We start from the raw sequence: 17,938 nt of genomic DNA, 5'->3' as shown, positions 1-17,938 counted from the left end.
CGATATCGTACCTGCTATCTGGCGATAGATGCGGCAAGACCCTTGAATTCATGTTGTCCGAGCGGTGTAACAAGCCAACCATCTTGTGCGAGGTCTATGTCTGGTGATGTAGTGCAGGATACTTCGAGTTGGATAGAGTATGCGCATTCTGGTCGTTGAAGACGAAAAAAGACTGGCGGCGGCCGTGTGCGAGCATCTGCGTGCCGACGGCAACACGGTGGATTGGTTTCAGTCCCTCGACGAATCCCATGCTGCTGTGGCGACCACCGTGTACGACCTCGTTTTGTTAGACCTTCAACTCCCGGACGGGTTTGGTCTGGATTTTCTAAAATCTCTGCGCCAGCGTGGAAATACAACTCCGACGCTCGTTGTAACTGCCCGGGACCAAATACGGGATCGCATTGCAGGTTTGAAAGCAGGGGCCGACGATTACATTGTTAAGCCCTTTGATCTGGATGAGCTGTCTGCCCGAATTGAAGCGGTAACACGCCGGTCGCTGCGGAACCTCGCTGAACAAATCCAGATAGGTGAAATTGATATCGATTTGCAGAGCCACCGGGTCCAGCGCGGGGAAACAACAATCAACCTTACACGTCGCGAATGGGCTTTGTTGGAGTGCCTTGCCCGGCGTCGCAACCAGATTGTACAGACCGACATTCTCTTGGATGCTCTGTATTCGTTTGACGTAGCAATCGAAAGCAATGCTCTTGCCGTACATATAAACCGTATTCGCGCAAAGCTTGGGCAACGTGTTATCACTACGCATCGGGGCATAGGATATGCGCTTGGACATGATGCCTGATTTCAAAAGCTTAAAATTTGCCCTCATCAGGTCACTTACTTTGTGGAGTGCCCTGCTTCTTGTTCCGATACTTGGTGTGGTTGCGATTGCGATAAAGATCAATATCGACAGGCACCTTGCCGAAGAGCAAACCGAATTCGCGAGGGCCGCGGCCTATTTGATCGCCGATCAACTACCGGATGTTTCGCGGGTTCCTCCGGATCAAGAAATGCTTGAGCGGCTTCAGCGACTTTTGGATTTCCTGCAGGACCCGGAAGGCGAGGAACTTGAAGGTGACGAGCCCGACTACTACCAACGTATTGCTATCAGGTTGTCTTCGGGTCAGCTGCTGGTTGTTACACCGGAAACACCCCCCGGGTTTTTTGACGACGTCAGCTTGAGCCAAGGGTTCAGTGAAACGAACAAAGGCATGTTCTTCACTCAATCGCTGCCTCAAAGGGGGCTGGTTGTTCAGTTTTCCAAGGACTCCCATGAGGCCTTGTTTATATTGGCCGAAATAATGGGTCTGGTACTGCTGGGCATATTGCTTTTGGTGCCCACTGTTATTCTGGCCGGAAATTTTATGGCCCAGACTTTGCAGAACAGCGTTACCCGTTTTGTTGACGACATCGAAGCGCGATCGGTGGAAAACCTCGTACCGCTGGATTCTTCGGTAGTATTCTCCGAGGCTCGCCCGGCAATCCAAAGTATCAACAGGCTGATGAGTAAATTAAAAAAAGCTCTAAGCCTTGAGCGTGAGTTTTCAGCCAATGTCGCCCATGAATTGCGAACCCCGTTGGCCGTCATACTCGCTCAGGCCCAACGGATGAAAAAGACGGACAATGTTGCCGATTGTCAGCAAAAAGCGCGTGAAATCGAACATTCTGCGAAAAGGGCAGCCCATTTGATCGATCGTTTGCTTCAGCTATCGAGGGTCGAGCGTCAGATCGGTCGCGTGGATGTGGCGACAGATGTCAACGAAATCTTGCAGTTGCTTGTATCGGATTTCAATCGACACCCCGCATACGAGAACCGAGTAACAGCCCAATTGTCTGAAGAACCAGTGATGATCAAAGTAGACGAAGATGCGTTTGGGATAATTATCTCGAACCTTCTTGAAAACGCGCTGCGATACAGCCCCGAAGGGTCAGAAGTGACGCTGGAACAATCAAGTGCGTCTGAAATCAGAATACGTAATGATTGTGAAGTTTTCGAAATAGACCCCAGAAAAGAGATTAGAGCGCGCAGTGCAAAAGGCTTGGGGCTTGGGATAACGATTTCCACGCTTCTGGCGGAACAATCGGGACTGGATCTGTCCTTTGCCTCGCCTATTCCTGGATCGTCCAGAGGGCTGGAAGCACGGCTCGTTGTGAAGGAATCCAAGACTGCAGACGCAGTGTAGCGTCAGGTTCCGCAAAGACGCTGACAAAAAGATAACAGGCACGACTTTTTTCCGAACTGTAATCCTGACGTAATCTTCGCGGGTGAAGTGAAGACAAGTTTTGATTCCGTCAGTAGGCAAGGATCGCAGTTTTGTCGGCATTTTCGAGCAATCCCGAACAGTTTTCTGGAGTGAAAGACACAAGTAGCCGCCATCCAGATGGCGCAGGATTTTCTGCAATCGTTTGCACGTTGAGGTCAGCTTTGATGGGCTTTGGTGCATTGGTTTTGGTCTTGGCTGATCGCAGTCGGTACTTGCTGTGGCACATGTACTTAGTACGGATCAACGAAGCTGAGCGGCTCGGTTGGAACACGCTTGAAAACGGAAAATCACCCAACCGAAACCCTCTGGCTGCGATCGCTGAAATCAGTGTGCACGCCGCAATCATAGCGTTCATTTGGGGGTGGATTTAGAGAGCCCTGTTGAATTCAGGTCCTAAAACTCGTCACCCGAGCATTCGACGAAGTCGATCGTCTTACGGCACGCCAAACTTTCGCGGCAAAGACGTCAACAGGGCTGTAATTGCAGACATGTCTCCAAACCCCGTTCGACTGTTCAGGTGCGATTTGAACTCCGACAACGTCGCCAGCAGCAGGCTTTGCAGATCACCCGAATGGCGTCGTTACCAAATACTCCCTTCCGGCCCCGGTAGTTCCAACCCGGTCAGAACAAAGGTCTCAACATGAAAATAGTGATGATCAATCTGCCTCAAAACAAGTTGCGCCGGGAGTTTCAGCAACGCCAAGCTTCGCGGCTTGGGCTGGAGATAGAGTTCATAGATGCAGTCTCGGTCCGCGACTTGTCCGAGAGCACATTACAAAAAGCTGCCAATGAATGGACCCGAAAAATCAGAGCGCAGGATATTGCATGCACGTTTTCGCACCGGCTTGTTTGGGAACGAGTTGCGCACCAAGCTGAAAAGGTATGCGTTCTGGAAGACGACGTACTGCTGTCCAACAGCTTTAAATCGGTTCTCGACTACATCGATTCCCGGAACGAGCCGTGGAATTGCATTTACGATATTGAGTATGCTTCTTACAAACACACGGTTGGACGAAACCCGGCCTGGCAAAACCCAAAGCTGCAGGTTGTTTCTCGGAAAATCTATAAAAACAAACGTGGGGCAGCCGCCTATATCTTGGGCCCGAAAGTGGCGCAGAAGCTGCTGAGCGAAGCCACCCATTATTCAATGATGGAGGCGTTCTTGTGGACCCGAAACTGGACGCAGCAGATGCAGGTCGAACCGTGTTTGGCTGTTCAGCTCGATGTTTTTGACAGGGAAGCAAACTTTGGGCCACAACATCTGGAACCCCCTTTTCCGCAAGCCTACGCGGTCTATCAAAACACCTCATGGACAAAGGCGAAACTCAAGCGGCTTTCTGTGTCTCTTGAGGAAGCAGGAGCGTTTTGCCAGGGCCTGTTGTTTGGGGAACGAAGACACTTGTCATTTCGTCCGGAACAGTTCCTGCCACCAGCGGCCTATGCTGAAAACCCTTGAGCCTGCGTGATATCAGCAGATCTCTGCACCACACAGAAAATAGGTTGGCCTCAGGTGCAAGCCCATCTATTCCTTGGTTGGTTTTAGCAGCTTGAGAGGTGGGTATTGACCAAATTCCACCTCTTCGACGATGCAAACGGGTTGCCGATGAGGGCGGAGGTCACACAAGATCAGATGTCCGAATATTTCGGTTTCAGTCTGCTTGTTGCAGACGACCTGCCACAGCCCGGTACCCAGAAGGCTGACACTGGGTAAGCTGCCGTGAACTCATCTAACTGCTTGAAAAAAATAGGCAACTTTAAGATAAGCGTCTCAACCTTAATTGCGGCCAAGCAAGATTAAATGAATACGACGCCCGAGTTTGACCGGATTTCCAAAAGCACACCGTTGGAAAGCAAGACGTTTGTCAAACGTTTGGCGGCGGCTCGGCTGTGCGTTCTCGGCATTGGTTTGATGGCTGCGTTCTCTGAACTTGTCGGCGTTATCGAATGGCCTCGTTACACGGCGGGTATCATAGTCACCGCGGCGCTCTGGGGCGGGTGGTCTCCAAGGGGCGAAGGCATTGAGCCCATTTGGAAAGCAATCGGTATTGGTGGTCGTTGGGCTGCAGTGGCACTTGGCACTGGAATTTGCATTGGTCTTTTTGCGTCAGGCGGAAGTTTCCCTTATTCGCTTGCCAGCGAGGTGTTTGTCATTGGCCTTTTGGTGTTCCTAGCATCCGGGCAGATCAGCACAATCCGGAATACGTCACGTGCTGTACGCTTTCGGCAGATGCAAAAGTACGTCAGCACCTTACCCAGATCCCGACGCCGTCAAGCCAGAGAAAGTCTGTTGATAGACTTTGATGCCCTGGTCGCTGAAGGGTTCGACTAGTACACTCCACTCGTTCTCCGGCGGTAGCCTTTCGTTGCTTCTGGCAACGGAGACTTGCGTTTTTCCCAACGTCTTTTGGGGCTGTTTAGAAGCAGTCAGCCTTGTAATCTCACTCTCATGGGAGCCAATCGACTTTGGGTAATCAGCTAAATAGGGTTCAAGACAACCTATCTGCGCGTCGCTGAGCCAAAAAAGATTAGACATGTCACCGCTCGAATTTTTTGGGTGATGAACAACGTCTGAAGACAAAAATCAGTGGGTTCTGCCCCAAAAGTTCCTGCTACAAGTCACTTTTGCAACCCCGTTTTGATCGTTCTTTTTGTATGGTACCATCGGTGCGAAAGAGCTGAAAAAGCTAAGTATCATATCGATATGTTGTGTGTTGTCTGTGCAATACGCGCATATCTTACGTGTTTTAAACTAATGGTCACATTTGTGCCCAGCTTTGAATTTAGCTAGCCATTAAAACAAAAGTTAACAAAACACTAATTCCGAGGGGGTAATCGGAAAATGAAGGACTGCGCAGCAGAGCGCGCCCACGATCGTGTGGCGCGAGGGGGTCGTTTGGTCAAATGGAAAGGACGGGTGGCGAGTGTTGCACCATCGCTTTTCCTTGCGTCGGTGTCTGTGTCTGCCCTAACGGTGGGGACCGCCCAGGCTCAGGTTATTTCCACGCCACAGAACACACAGGCAGTGGTTTCAACTGATGTCGACGTAACGATTACGGAAACGGGGGCAATCAACTTGACCACCGGTGCGGTTCCGGCGGTTGAAATCACCACAAACTATTCAAGCACGGCCACCAACAACGGCACAATCACAGGCCCGGCTGCCGGAGTTCCCTTCGGGATCGGTGTTGTCTTGGTTGGCAATCTCGAAACATCCGGTGCCATCAATAACAATGGAAATATCAACATCGCGGCGAACGGTACCAGCGGGGCTTCTGCCCTCGGGTTTCTTTTTCTAGGGGGCTACAGCGGCACGTTCGCAAATACTGGAACAGTCAGTGCGACAGCGAATTCGACATCAAGCAATGGTGCCAGCGCGTTAGGTGCTGTATTCGTTGGAGGCGCTGAGGCGACTGCAACCGTTTCAAACTCTGGAACCATCAAGGCCACCGCGAACGCCGCCGGGTCGGAATTCGCCGGCGCGACTGGCATGTTGTTTGTGAATGACGTCGAAACTGACATCAGCAACAGCGGAACGATTTCAGCTACTGCTGAAAACGGCTCGACTGTGGAAGCATTTGGCATCCTTGCGGAAAACAATCTGAACGGGAACCTGAACAACTCCGGGACTATTTCCGCAAGCGCGATGGGTAACGGCAGCGCCGCTGATGCCATTGGCGTTCGTGTCAGCGGCGATATGACCGGAAACGTCAACAACAACGGGACGGTGACGGCTAACGCGTCTGCCGAAACGTCTGCGACGGCCTGGGCTTTCCATTTGGAAAGCAATCTGAACGGGAACTTCAACAATACCGGAACGATCACCGCAAATGCATCCGCCTCTTCCGGCAGTGTCGATGCCGCCGCCGTGTATGTCGAAGGTGATACCAACGGAAGTATCTCGAACAGTGGAACCATCCGTGCCATTGGGCAAGCGTCTACCGAGGTCAGCGCCTCGGGCTTCTACCTGTCCGGTAACCTCAATGGGAATTTCACGAACTCAGGCACGATCGACATTCGTGGAACCAGCACTTCATCTGATAGTGTTGAGGCGTTCGGTCTGTATGTAAGCGACACCATGACGGGCAACATTGCCAATAGCGGGGTCCTGACGGTGTCCGCGATCAGTGCCAGCGAAGTCACGGCATATGGTATTTATCTCGATGACACCTTTACCGGCGACTTCGACAATAGCGGTACGTTGACGGTTCAGGCTCAGGGCGGAACGGATTCTGCTGAAGCATATGCTTTCTATGTGGACTCGGACCTCGACGGCAACATAACAAACAGTGGCACGGTCACCGTCCAGGCTTCGTCTACCAGTGACGACGCTGAATCCGTCGCCTTTTATGTTGATGGGGATATGATCGGAGATATTGGCAACTCCGGAACTGTTTCGGTGAGTACGACCGGAGTATCGGGCGCAACTGCGCGGGGCTTTCACCTGGATGATGAGTACACGGGGAACTTCACCAACACCGGTACGATTTCGGTAAACTCGGTCAGCACCGAGGCAACCGGGCCGCGCCCGCCGCGCCCACCACGCCCGCCCTTTGCAGTCACGCCGGACGTGGCAGGTGTCTATTTTGAAGATGTCACCACCGGGAATATTGCCAACGCGGGTTCGATTTCCGTCAGCGCGCAGAATGCCAATGACGCGAGCGCAACTGGTGTTTTCTTGCGCGATGATCTGATCGGAAACTTTGCCAACTCTGGTGCGCTTACTGTCAACACTCAGTCCGACAACGGCAGTGCCGAAGCTTTTGGCCTGTTTATTGCCAATGATCTGGAAGGCGACGCAACCAACAGCGGCTCAATCTCTGTTAGCGCTCAGGCTGATTCCGAGGCAAATGCAGCAGGTCTTAAAATCGACGACGATTTCGAGGGGAGTTTTCAGAACTCCGGTTCGATCACTGCGACTGCGACGTCTGATACCTCCGAGGCATTTGCAACCGGCTTGACTGTCGAAGATCGGATGGAAGGCAATCTGTCCAACAGCGGCTCGATCACAGCAGCCGCGACAGGGTTCGAAAGCGCCTTTGCTGCAGGTTTCGAGGTCAACGATGGGATCGTTGGCAACGTCGTGAACTCTGGCACGATAAGCGTGACAACCACGACCACAGATGACGAATCCGAGGCCTTCGGGATCTATGTGCGCAACCAAGTTTCCAGTGATGAAGACCCTTCTCTGGAAGGGGACTTCACCAACAGCGGCAGTATCACAGTTCGGGCCGAAGGGGATACTGGTTCTGCCTATGCCAGCGGTCTTTATGTCCGCCACGGGTTTGAAGGCAACCTGTCCAATTCCGGCACTATCGATACGGTGAGTATTTCTCAGAAAGATGACGCCACAGCCCGCGGTATCTACATTCGCGGGGATACCACAGGAAGCGTCACAAACAGTGGCAGCATTTCAGTTCTGGCACAGGGGGCCGAGGACCTCAGAGCGCAGGGCATATTGCTGTACGACGACGTGACCGCATCCGTTACGAACACCGGTTCGATCAGCGCGACCGCGAACACCGTGAATGCCACCGCCAGCGCCAAGGCTTTGGCCGCAGGTGTCTGGGTCGAGGACATGCAAGCCACGTTTTCGAACACAGGCACCATCACAGCAACGGCCAATGGCGGTGCATCGTCCGAAGCCTACGGATTGTACTTTGAGAACTTTGACGGTGTCATTTCAGATGTGGGCCAAATATCGGCATCATCTGACGGCGGCATGGCCTATGCGATCTTTTTGGGCACGGGTTCGGGTGCTCTGAATATCGACAGTCAGGATCAGGTGACCGGTCTGATCCGGGTGCAGGACCACAATGTAAATCTGGATGCGCAAGGTGGCAGCAACGTCTTCTACTTTGAAGATGCTGCACCCAGCGCGGGTGTTTTCACGACACGGGTTTCTGACGGCAGATCAGCCTGGTTTGTTCAGGATGAAGGCGGATCGGCACCTGTCTACGCTGTCGTGGATGGTGGTGATCTTGGAATATCCAGCGATGTCACAGCTTTCTTCGGGAGCGTTGTAGGCGGCGCAGGTGAAGCTTTGAGGTACGGTCAACCGGCGCAGGTCTCACGCGGGTTCGCGTTCCGGCAGGAGGTTCCTACCTTTGCGGGATTCCGACCCTACGCGATGATAGATGCCGAATACCGTCAGTTTGAAACTGTACCTGGTAACGATACCGACATCACGCTCTTCAACGGTAGCGCCGGGCTTTCAGGGCAACTGGACAATGGCCTCTCAATGGCCTTGGGTATAGGTGTTTTCAATGCCGACGGTGATACCGACACAACCGATTTTGACACTACTGGTTTCTATCTGGATACCGCGATTGGGCGTCAGATTGGTGCTTACAGTCTCGAAGCCGGGTTTGGCTACGGGTGGTTGTCTACGGATCGGACGCGTCAGATCACGGGCAGCACGGATGCGCATGCGGACTATGACAGTCAGTTGTTGACTGCCCATATCGGTGTCGAGCGATCCTTTGATGTAAGCGAGGACTTCGACCTGCTGGGTCTGGGCGAAGTTCGCTACACTCGTCAGAAGGACGATGGATACACGGAAACCAGGTCCGTCGCCAATGCGTCTGTCGGGTCAGCCACAACTGAAGTGATCGAAGCCCGGCTTGGTGCGGAAATCGAAAAGGACCTTGGGCAAGGCGGTATCATTTCTGGCCAGCTCAGCGGTGTCCTGCGCCGAGGGCTGGGGGACACCAGCGCCGATGTCACCGTGTTCTCTTCTACGGAGACACTGACGTTTGCGTCCACAGACTTTACCGGTGCGAGCATTGTTTTGGGGTATGAAAAAGACCTGCTGCAGGACATGCGGTTCGAGGCTACGGCTGAACAGGAAATCGGAAACGACGCTCAAGGTCCCTTCCTGCGCGCAGGATTGAACTGGTCGTTCTGATGAGAGAACCACTGCGTCGCTCGGTAGAGCGACGCAGTGGGCACCGTCCCTATAAGGGCACTTGCTCGAGGGGAGGCCATGATTGTTGAGCGAACAGTTCATACGTTCGGCAGGGGACAATTATCCAACACGTTGAGCAAGTGGTCGAAATTCAGGGGTTTTACCCCAGGGAACTGCGTTTTTCGGATCATACCGGCGACTCCGCCTCCACCCGATGACTTTGAGGTAGTTAAAAAACAGTCTGTCAGAGGTCGTTGGGGTGGGTAGTCTAGTGAGAGAACTGTCCGGCCGCACAGATCACTACTTGGACCGGAGCTATGATCGGGGCCACTGCCTAGAGGATACGAATGGCCGAGGATGCCAAGACAAAGTACCGTTTCTCATCGGTGTATTAGACCGCCAGTTCGCGTGTTGTTAGGCCCATCGGTAAATGTGAGCGGTGAAAAAGATCACTATAGTTTGCGCGTATCTTAGTTTTGTTCGCGCAATTGTGGCCGCTATTGCTCTGACAGTATCCGGCGTTTCTCAGCCATCGCTTCGCGACGATTGCGTTCGATCCCCAATCTGAAAGACTCCTCCACGAAGTCGATGTGATCGGTTGCGGCTTTTGCCGCGCGTGCCTCATCGCCATCGATCACCGCTTTGCCCAACTCGAGGTGCTGCGCCAGAAGTTGCTCGCCGGTACCATCAATCGTCTTCAGGAAATCGCGATTGTAGAACACACCTTTGCGCGTGAGCTCGTAGATTGACGCCATCATGTGGATCAGGGTCGCATTCTGGCTGGCGTCGACGATTGCAGTGTGCAGAGCGAAATCGGCCACCTGCGCGGCCTTAGTGTCATTCTCTTGCCAGGCCCGTTCATTTTCAGTCAGAATTTCCGCGATCCGCTCTTTGTCGGCCTTGGTTGCGCGCCGTGCAGCAAGACGGGCGGCAAAGGCCTCTTGTTCCCGCCGATATTCGAGATAGTCAAAAAAAGCCGGCTCGTGCCGTTCATAAAGCGCCAGCAATGCGGGCATCATCGCCTGACCGGTCAGGGCGGCGACAAACGTGCCCTCGCCATGTTGTGTGGTCACCAGACCACGGTCTTCCAAAACCGCCAGGGCCTCGCGCAGCTTGGGTCGCGACACGCGCAGCATTTCAGCCAGATCACGTTCCGAGGGCAGTTTGCGGCCCTGTTTAAGGATGCCGGAGGCGATCAGTTCCTCAATTTGAGAGACGACCGCTTCGGCCAGCGATTCGTGTCCAACCGGTTCAAAAATCGCCGCGGGCCTCATAACGCTGTGCCTCCGATAAGTGTCAGATTTCGACTTGCTGGTAAATAAATATAACCAAGTTGGTCAAAAATTCAAGCGACCGTATTGGGCGGGAAATTTGGGCGAAGGTCTATGTATTAGAACGAAAAATGAGAGATTCTTAGGATTGGATGCCGCCGAAATACTCGGGGGCGGCGCAGTAATTGTCCGGGTGAGGGAGGTTGAAAAAAACCAGTGGTAAACAAAATTATTGACTGGTTATGACTGGTAAAGTTAGTTTACCACCGGAGCGGCGCTGGAAGAGCCTGCGCCAAAGATTGGGGTAGATGCCCTAACCAACCTGGAGGAGAATTCATGAAGAATACCCTGACGAGCCTCGCTGTGGCCGCCAGCCTGCTGGCCGCACCTGCAGTAGCCGCCGACAAGCTGCTGCTGAAAACCCCGATCGCATTCTCGACCGAACTGCCGGGCCTAGGTTCGCCGATCCCGCGCGTCGCCGAACAGCTTGAGCTGATGTCGGGCGGCACGCTGAAGATGAAAGTGTACGAGCCAGGCAAACTGGTTCCGCCGTTCGAAATCCTTGACGCAGTGTCCACCGGCAAGATCAACTCGGGTTACACTACTGCCGGCTACTGGGCGGGTAAAATCCCCGCCGCACCGCTGTTCTCGGCCGTTCCGTTCGGCCCTGAGGCTGGCGAGTACATGGCGTGGATGTATTACGGTAACGGTCTGAAACTGTATCAGGACATGTACGACCAGGCAGGTTACAACGTTCACGTTCTGCCCTGCGCCATCATTGCCCCGGAAACCTCGGGCTGGTTCGCAACCGAGATCAACTCGCCCGAAGACCTGAACGGCCTGAAGATGCGCTTCTTTGGCCTGGGCGGCAAGGTTATGCAGAAACTGGGTGTTGCGACGTCGCTGCTGCCGGGTGGTGAGATATTCCCCGCGCTGGAAAAAGGTGCCATTGACGCGACCGAGTTCTCGATGCCCGCCATCGACGCGCGTCTGGGCTTCCACAAGCTGGTGAAGTTTAACTATTTCCCCGGCTGGCACCAGCAAGCGACTGTGTTCGAACTGCTGATCAACAAGGATGTCTGGAACGAAGCAACCGATCAGCACAAAGCGATCATCGAAAACGCCTGTAAGGCCTCGATGGCGGACAGTTTTGCCGAAGGTGAAGCCATTCAGCACGCCGCTCTGATCGACAACGTTGAAAACAACGGTGTCACCATCAAGCAATGGTCGCCCGAGATGCTGGATACGTTCCGCGCAACCTGGGAAGAGGTTGCCGCCGAAGAAGCCGCAAGTGACGCCTTCTTTGCACAGGTTCTGACCGACATGAACGAGTTCCGTGACGGTTATGACCTCTGGAAAACGAACGCTTTCCTCCCTCGTCAGTAACCTCCCTTATTGACGATGCCGGGGCGGTCACAATCGCCGCTCCGGCCCATTTTCCTTTTATTCGGAATTTCTAACCAATCACTGCCCGCACGCCGGGCTGCTGAGCGAGGAATGACCATGGACAGCCAAAAGAACCTCAACGATCCGGTCGAAGCCTATGAAGGCATCCTGGAACATCCCGAGACAGACCGTCAGAAGATCGCTTTAGCTATCGACACTGGCGTCAAGGCGGTGGGTCACGTGGTCATGTGGGCAAACGTGCTGCTGATGGGGGCGATTTTCGCTCAGGTCTCGCTGCGCTATCTGTTTAGCCAGAACTATCCCAAGCTGGATGAGATCCAGTGGCATTTCTACGGCATCGTCACGATGATCGGCATTTCCTATGCCTTGATCACGGACAGCCATGTGCGCGTTGACGTGCTTCATATGCAACTATCGCGCCGCGCGCAGCGGGTCATCGAAGTGATCGGCATTCTGACCCTTTTGACTCCGTTCATCTATCTGATGGTCGATCAGGGATACGACTATTTCTACGAAAGCTTCCGCGTCAACGAACGGTCGGACAGCCCCACCGGTCTGCCCGGACGCTGGGCTTTCAAAGCGGTAATTCCGATCAGCTTCATTCTGCTGGCACTTGCCGCTCTGGCGCGATTGATCCACGACGGGCACGCATTACTGTATGGACCGGCCTCTGAACGTGAGGGCGCGTCGCTGCGGCGTATCTTACTGGTGCTGGCTGTGTTCGCCGCCGTCTGCGTTGGTTTGACCTTCCTGGTTGAGACAACCGAGGAAAAACTGGTCATCGCGATGTTCCTGACCTTTATCGCTCTGCTGTTCACCGGTTACCCGGTGGCCTGGGTGCTGGCCGGTGTGGGCGTTGCATATTGTGGTCTGGCATACCTGTTCGATAACGACCTGATGCTGTGGACCGGGTTGGAAAGCACCTTTACCGGGCTTGATTACCTGACCCTCGGCGCCGTGGTGAACCGGGTTTACGCGACCATGTCCAACGCGGTTCTGGTTGCCCTACCGATGTTTATTTTCATGGGTCTGATGCTGGACGAATCCGGCGTGGCCGAGCGTCTGATGTCCTCGATGCAGCGCCTGTTCGGCACCGTGCGCGGAGGTCTGGCGATCACCGTAACCCTGATCGGGATCATTCTGGCGGCCTCGACCGGCATTATTGGTGCATCCGTGGTGCTGCTGGGTGTACTGTCGCTGCCCTCGATGATGCAGCAGAAGTACCAGCCAACGCTGGCCGCAGGTGTGGTCTCGGCTTCCGGCACGCTGGGCATCCTTATCCCACCATCGATCATGCTGGTTATCATGGCTGACCAGATGGCCCTTTCGGTCGGTGACCTGTTCATGGCTGCGGTCTTCCCCGGTGTCATCATCGGTGGTCTGTACCTGACCTATATATTCATCCTCGCTCTGGTGAAGCGTGACGCGGCCCCCGTGCCCGAGGGTGCCAAAGCCCCTGATTGGGCTGCGGTCAAAGACGTGCTGATCGCTGTTATTCCGACGCTGATGTTGATCCTTGCGGTTCTGGGTTCGATCTTTGCGGGTCTGACTACCCCAACCGAAGCCTCGGGCATCGGTGCACTGGGTGCAACGCTGCTGGCTCTGGGATATCGCAAGCTGACTTTTGCAAAGCTGTGGAACGTGCTGGTCTCGACCTTCAACACTACTGCTTACATCTTTGCGATCTTCCTGGGTGCGACCGTATTCTCGTATGTCCTGCGTGAACTGGGCGGTGACGAACTGATTGAACACGTTGTCCAATCCACTGGTTTCGGGGCCAATGGTACCATCCTGTTCATCCTCTTCATCGTCTTCCTGCTGGGCTTTGTTCTGGACTGGATTGAGATCACGTTGATCGTGCTGCCGCTGATGCGCCCCATCGTGAACGGCCTTGGCATCGACATCCCGGGCTTCGGCGTTCTGGATGAGCCCGCGCTGGTGTGGTTTGTAATCCTGGTCGCGGTGACGCTGCAAACCAGCTTCCTGACGCCGCCGGTTGGCTTCGCGCTCTTCTACCTGAAAGGCGTCTGCCCGCCCGAGATCAAGCTGACGCATATCTACAAGGGCATTATCCCCTTCGTGTTGCTGCAGCTGACTGGCCTCGCTTTGGTCTTCCTGTGGCCCACCCTTGCCACCTGGCTGCCCTCGGTCGCCTACTAAGGAGGTCTGCAGATGCGCCTGAACCAATGCCATAACTTCCACGACTTTCGGCGGCTGGCCAAGCAGCGGCTGCCGGGGCCGATCTTCAACTACATAGATGGCGGAGCCGATGATGAGGTGACGTATCGGGAAAACACCAACGCGTTCGATCGCTGCGATCTGCTGCCCTCGGTCCTGCGCGGCGTGAAGGACGTGGACATGTCGGTCACGGTGATGGGGCAGAAGCTGGACATGCCGATCTATTGCTCGCCCACTGCCTTGCAACGCCTGTTCCACCATCAGGGAGAGCGCGCGGTGGCGGCTGCGGCCGAGAAATACGGCACTATGTTTGGCGTGTCTTCGCTGGGCACCGTGTCGCTGGAAGAGCTGCGGAAGAAGCACAAGAATCCGCAAGTCTATCAGTTCTATTTCCATAAGGATCGGGGTCTGAACGCCGCTATGATGCAGCGTGCCAAAGAAGCGGGCGTCGAGGTAATGATGCTGACCGTCGACAGCATCACCGGCGGCAACCGCGAGCGTGACCTGCGCACCGGATTCTCGATCCCGTTCCGTCTGACGCTGGGCGGCATGATCCAGTTTGCGATCAAGCCGATGTGGGGCATCAACTACGTCACCCACGAGAATTTCCGCCTGCCGCAGCTGGAAGAGCACGTGGATATGGGCGGCGGTGCAAGCTCGATCGGTGGGTATTTCACCGACATGCTGGACCCGTCGATGAATTGGGATGACGTTGCTCAGATGGTCCGCGACTGGGACGGGCAGTTCTGCCTCAAAGGGATCATGACCGTAGAGGATGCCAAGCGCGCGGCCGAGATCGGCTGCACTGGCATCATTCTGTCCAACCACGGTGGCCGCCAGCTGGACGGCTCGCGCACGCCTTTCGATCAACTGTCCGAGATCGTTGATGCGGTTGGCGATAAGCTGGACGTGATGATGGACAGCGGTATTCAGCGCGGAACCCATGTTCTGAAAGCCCTGTCACTGGGCGCCAAGGCGGTAGGTGTCGGTCGACACTACCTGTACCCACTGGCCGCTGCAGGGCAGGCGGGTGTCGAACGTGCTTTGGGTCTTATGCGCGCCGAGATTGAGCGCGACATGAAATTGATGGGTGTTACCAGCGTCGACCAACTGAGCCGCGAGAATATCCGTTTTCGCACCACCTAAACTGCTAAGAGGGTTGCCATGACCAATGATGAACTGATCACACATTTCCGTTCCATCGTTGGGTCGCGCCACGTCCTGACGGGCGAACGCGCGACAGAGCGGTTTCGTCGCGGGTTCCGTTCGGGCGAGGGTGAGGCGCTATGCGTCCTGCAGCCCGGTTCCCTGCTGGAGCAGTGGAAGGTTCTGCAAGCCTGCGTCGCGGCCGACAAGATCGTTATTATGCAGGCCTCGAATACAGGCCTGACCGAGGGGTCCACACCTAAGGGCGGCTATGACCGCGATGTCGTGCTGATCAATGTCAGCCGCATGAATGCTCTGCATCTCATGCAGGACGGGCAGCAGGTCCTCAGCTTCCCGGGCGCGTCGCTGTTTGAACTTGAGAAACAGCTGCGGCCATTGGGCCGCACCCCGCATTCAGTGATTGGATCCTCGAGCATTGGTGCGTCCATTCTGGGCGGGGTCTGCAACAATTCCGGTGGTTCGCTGTGCGAGCGCGGCCCCAGCTACACCGAGCTAGCACTGTTTGCCCAGATCAATGCGGATGGCGAGCTGAACCTCGTTAACCATTTGGGTCTGGATCTGGGCGATACTCCGGAAGAAATCCTGACGCGGCTTGAGGCCGGAGATTTTGACAAGAACGCCCAAATGCCCGAAGGCCGTAACGCCTCGGATCCGGATTACACGACGATCCTGCGAGATGTCGATTCGGATACACCCTCGCGGTACAACAACGATAACCGGCTGCTGTATGAAGTCTCTGGCTGCGCAGGTAAGTTGGCGGTCTTTGCGGTGCGGCTTGACACCTTTCCCACTTACGAACGCGAGCAGGTCTATTATATTGGGACAAACGACCCCGCTGATCTGACCGAGTTGCGGCGTCACATTCTGAAGGATTTCGAGACCTTGCCGGTCTCGGCCGAATATGTGCACCGCGAGTGTTTTGATATCGCCGCGAAATACGGCAAGGACACATTGGTGATGATTGACAAGTTGGGGACCGACCGGTTGCCAATGTTCTTTGCCCTAAAAGGCGCGGTGGATTCACGCCTGAACAAGTTTTCTCTCACCAAGGGCTTTACTGACAAGTTCATGCAGGTTGTCTCAAAGCTCTGGCCCGAGCATCTGCCGAAATTCCTGTACGAGTATCGCAACAAATACGAACATCATCTGATCCTGAAGATGCATGACGGTGGCATTGAAGAGGCCGCAGACTTCCTGCCCGAGTTCTTCGAAGGGCGCGGGGCGGAATTCGTCACATGTACACCGCGTGAAGCCAAGATTGCCGGGTTGCATCGCTTTGCGGCGGCGGGTGCTGCTGTCCGATATGGCCACGTTCATGCGAATGACGTCGAAGAGATTCTGGCGCTGGATATCGCACTGCGCCGCAATGACCGTGACTGGTTCGAAACGTTGCCTACGGAAATCAGCGATCAGTTGGTGGGTAAGGTCTATTACGGCCACCTGATGTGCCACGTGATGCACCAGGACTACATAGTGAAAAAGGGTCGTGACCCCAAGAAAATTAAGGCGGCGATGCTCAAGATTCTAGATGAGCGCGGTGCGGAATACCCGGCAGAACACAATGTCGGGCATCTCTATAAAGCCAAGCCCGATCTGGCCGCGCACTACAAGTGTTGCGATCCGACCAACTCGTTCAATCCCGGCATTGGGAAGATGTCCAAGGCGCGCAATTACGGTGAGGACAGTGCTTCCTAACTAGTATTGCGCCGAATGGCCGATTGCCGTTCGACCAGTCGCGCTTCAAGCCGTTCTGGCTCGGGTCTTTTCTGCACTGAGATCCAGTCCGCCAGTGCGACTGCGGCGTGTTCGCCCATTTGCGCCACAGGCAGATGCACCGTTGTGATCGCGGGCACCGCCACAGCAGAGCTGGGCAGATCGTCGATGCCGACCAGAGAAATATCGTCGGGCACGGAAACACCCTGGGCTTGAAGCCCGAACAGCACGCCCAATGCAACAACGTCAGACAGGCAGAGGATTGCGTCAGGTTTTTGGGGTAGGTCGCAGATCAGTTTGGCGGCATCTGCACCGCCCCGGTGGCTGATATCGGTCTCAAACGTCGTTAGTTCTCTGACCACTGTCAGGGCGCGCAGACCGGACAGGCGCGCGCGGGTCCGGTCGTTGTCATGCGTCGGCCCATGCACAACTGCGATGTGTTGGTGACCCAGATCAATCAAGTGTTGCAAGGCAAGCTGCGCTGCGCCTTCATTGTCATATCCAATCGTCGGCAGCGGGTTTTCTGCATCGTAGAACGAGGTGATGATCGCTGGCAGCATTGTCCGTTCGATCAGGTCATGAAGCGCGGTGCTGTGCGCGGCGCCAGTGATGATGAGACCTTCGGCCCCAATATCCACCAGGCTTTTCGCTTTTTCGGCCTCGATATCCGGATCCGAGTCGGTTGTAGCTACAATAAGAGACAGCTTGTGATCAGACAGGGTGCGTTCAAGCGCGGCAAGGAAACGGGCAAAGATCGCGTTGTCCAGCGTGGGCACCAAGGCGCCGACAAACCGGGTGCGGCCGGAATTGATTGCCCGCGCGGCGGCGCTGGGAACGAATTTCAGCTGTGTTATCGCAGCCTGAACCTTTTCCAGTGTGTCCTTTTTTACCACACCGGGCTCATTCAAGACGCGAGACACGGTGGCCACAGATACGCCGGCAGCTTTCGCTACATCTCTGAGATTTGCACGTTTTTTAGGCTCGGGTGGTTTTTGCATCACCGGGTTTTCGCGTCCGTTTTGCTGATCTCTGAG

The 17,938-nt window shown here is 54.9% G+C and carries 12 protein-coding genes; 9 read left to right on the top strand and 3 right to left on the bottom strand.

Annotated elements, in window-relative coordinates; translation table 11 throughout:
• Nucleotides 1–139: 139 nt before the first annotated feature.
• Together ACXAGD_RS19940 and ACXAGD_RS19935 are read left to right on the top strand one after the other, a co-directional pair.
• A complete protein-coding gene (locus ACXAGD_RS19940; RefSeq protein WP_475213268.1) occupies nucleotides 140–802 on the top strand; it encodes a response regulator transcription factor in 663 nt (220 codons plus the stop codon).
• Nucleotides 780–2,183, top strand: coding sequence for a sensor histidine kinase (locus ACXAGD_RS19935; RefSeq protein WP_475213266.1), 1,404 nt, complete (start codon nucleotides 780–782; stop codon nucleotides 2,181–2,183). Before ACXAGD_RS19940 ends, ACXAGD_RS19935 begins: the two co-directional genes overlap by 23 nt.
• 109 nt (nucleotides 2,184–2,292) lie before the next feature.
• Here ACXAGD_RS19935 and ACXAGD_RS19930 read toward each other — a convergent pair whose 3' ends face one another.
• Nucleotides 2,293–2,619, bottom strand: a complete 327-nt coding sequence (locus tag ACXAGD_RS19930) for a hypothetical protein (RefSeq protein WP_475213264.1) — start codon at nucleotides 2,617–2,619, stop codon at nucleotides 2,293–2,295.
• 297 nt (nucleotides 2,620–2,916) lie between these two features.
• On the opposite strand from ACXAGD_RS19930, the gene ACXAGD_RS19925 reads away from it, so the two are divergent.
• The 3 genes from ACXAGD_RS19925 (at nucleotide 2,917) to ACXAGD_RS19915 (ending at nucleotide 9,168) form a co-directional block, all read left to right on the top strand.
• Nucleotides 2,917–3,720 (top strand): glycosyltransferase family 25 protein, encoded by an 804-nt coding sequence (locus tag ACXAGD_RS19925; RefSeq protein ID WP_475213262.1) that lies wholly within the window; start codon nucleotides 2,917–2,919, stop codon nucleotides 3,718–3,720.
• 342 nt (nucleotides 3,721–4,062) lie between these two features.
• Nucleotides 4,063–4,593: a hypothetical protein gene (locus ACXAGD_RS19920; protein ID WP_475213259.1), complete on the top strand. Its 531-nt coding sequence runs from the start codon at nucleotides 4,063–4,065 to the stop codon at nucleotides 4,591–4,593.
• Between the two features lie 510 nt (nucleotides 4,594–5,103).
• Nucleotides 5,104–9,168, top strand: coding sequence for a beta strand repeat-containing protein (locus ACXAGD_RS19915; RefSeq protein WP_475213255.1), 4,065 nt, complete (start codon nucleotides 5,104–5,106; stop codon nucleotides 9,166–9,168).
• A gap of 497 nt (nucleotides 9,169–9,665) precedes the next feature.
• On the opposite strand, the gene ACXAGD_RS19910 is transcribed toward ACXAGD_RS19915, so the two are convergent.
• Entirely contained in the window at nucleotides 9,666–10,442 is a 777-nt protein-coding gene (locus tag ACXAGD_RS19910; protein ID WP_475213253.1) for a FadR/GntR family transcriptional regulator, read from the bottom strand.
• Between the two features lie 333 nt (nucleotides 10,443–10,775).
• On the opposite strand from ACXAGD_RS19910, the gene ACXAGD_RS19905 reads away from it, so the two are divergent.
• The 4 genes from ACXAGD_RS19905 to dld all read left to right on the top strand — a co-directional run bounded on the left by ACXAGD_RS19905 (nucleotide 10,776) and on the right by dld (nucleotide 16,886).
• Nucleotides 10,776–11,825: a TRAP transporter substrate-binding protein gene (locus ACXAGD_RS19905; protein ID WP_475213251.1), complete on the top strand. Its 1,050-nt coding sequence runs from the start codon at nucleotides 10,776–10,778 to the stop codon at nucleotides 11,823–11,825.
• Between the two features lie 111 nt (nucleotides 11,826–11,936).
• A complete protein-coding gene (locus ACXAGD_RS19900) occupies nucleotides 11,937–14,006 on the top strand; it encodes a TRAP transporter large permease subunit (RefSeq protein WP_475213249.1) in 2,070 nt (689 codons plus the stop codon).
• A gap of 12 nt (nucleotides 14,007–14,018) precedes the next feature.
• A complete protein-coding gene (locus ACXAGD_RS19895) occupies nucleotides 14,019–15,170 on the top strand; it encodes an alpha-hydroxy acid oxidase (protein ID WP_475213247.1) in 1,152 nt (383 codons plus the stop codon).
• An 18-nt stretch (nucleotides 15,171–15,188) separates the two neighbouring features.
• Complete coding sequence (gene dld, locus ACXAGD_RS19890; RefSeq protein ID WP_475213245.1) at nucleotides 15,189–16,886, top strand: D-lactate dehydrogenase; 1,698 nt, start codon at nucleotides 15,189–15,191, stop codon at nucleotides 16,884–16,886.
• Here dld and ACXAGD_RS19885 read toward each other — a convergent pair.
• A complete protein-coding gene (locus tag ACXAGD_RS19885; RefSeq protein WP_475213241.1) occupies nucleotides 16,883–17,902 on the bottom strand; it encodes a LacI family DNA-binding transcriptional regulator in 1,020 nt (339 codons plus the stop codon). The genes dld and ACXAGD_RS19885 overlap by 4 nt on opposite strands.
• Nucleotides 17,903–17,938 lie beyond the last annotated feature (36 nt).

It is taken from the genome of Ruegeria sp. ABF4_144 (genome assembly GCF_056160045.1).
This window is presented reverse-complemented; position numbering and strand designations above follow the sequence as displayed.

Bases quoted from the DNA above. Each gene is read 5' to 3' on its own strand.
- ACXAGD_RS19940 (WP_475213268.1), top strand. From the start codon at position 140: ATGCGCATTCTGGTCGTTGAAGACGAAAAAAGACTGGCGGCGGCCGTG.
- ACXAGD_RS19935 (WP_475213266.1), top strand. From the start codon at position 780: ATGCGCTTGGACATGATGCCTGATTTCAAAAGCTTAAAATTTGCCCTC.
- ACXAGD_RS19930 (WP_475213264.1), bottom strand. From the start codon at position 2,619: ATGAACGCTATGATTGCGGCGTGCACACTGATTTCAGCGATCGCAGCC.
- ACXAGD_RS19925 (WP_475213262.1), top strand. From the start codon at position 2,917: ATGATCAATCTGCCTCAAAACAAGTTGCGCCGGGAGTTTCAGCAACGC.
- ACXAGD_RS19920 (WP_475213259.1), top strand. From the start codon at position 4,063: ATGAATACGACGCCCGAGTTTGACCGGATTTCCAAAAGCACACCGTTG.
- ACXAGD_RS19915 (WP_475213255.1), top strand. From the start codon at position 5,104: ATGAAGGACTGCGCAGCAGAGCGCGCCCACGATCGTGTGGCGCGAGGG.
- ACXAGD_RS19910 (WP_475213253.1), bottom strand. From the start codon at position 10,442: ATGAGGCCCGCGGCGATTTTTGAACCGGTTGGACACGAATCGCTGGCC.
- ACXAGD_RS19905 (WP_475213251.1), top strand. From the start codon at position 10,776: ATGAAGAATACCCTGACGAGCCTCGCTGTGGCCGCCAGCCTGCTGGCC.
- ACXAGD_RS19900 (WP_475213249.1), top strand. From the start codon at position 11,937: ATGACCATGGACAGCCAAAAGAACCTCAACGATCCGGTCGAAGCCTAT.
- ACXAGD_RS19895 (WP_475213247.1), top strand. From the start codon at position 14,019: ATGCGCCTGAACCAATGCCATAACTTCCACGACTTTCGGCGGCTGGCC.
- dld (WP_475213245.1), top strand. From the start codon at position 15,189: ATGACCAATGATGAACTGATCACACATTTCCGTTCCATCGTTGGGTCG.
- ACXAGD_RS19885 (WP_475213241.1), bottom strand. From the start codon at position 17,902: ATGCAAAAACCACCCGAGCCTAAAAAACGTGCAAATCTCAGAGATGTA.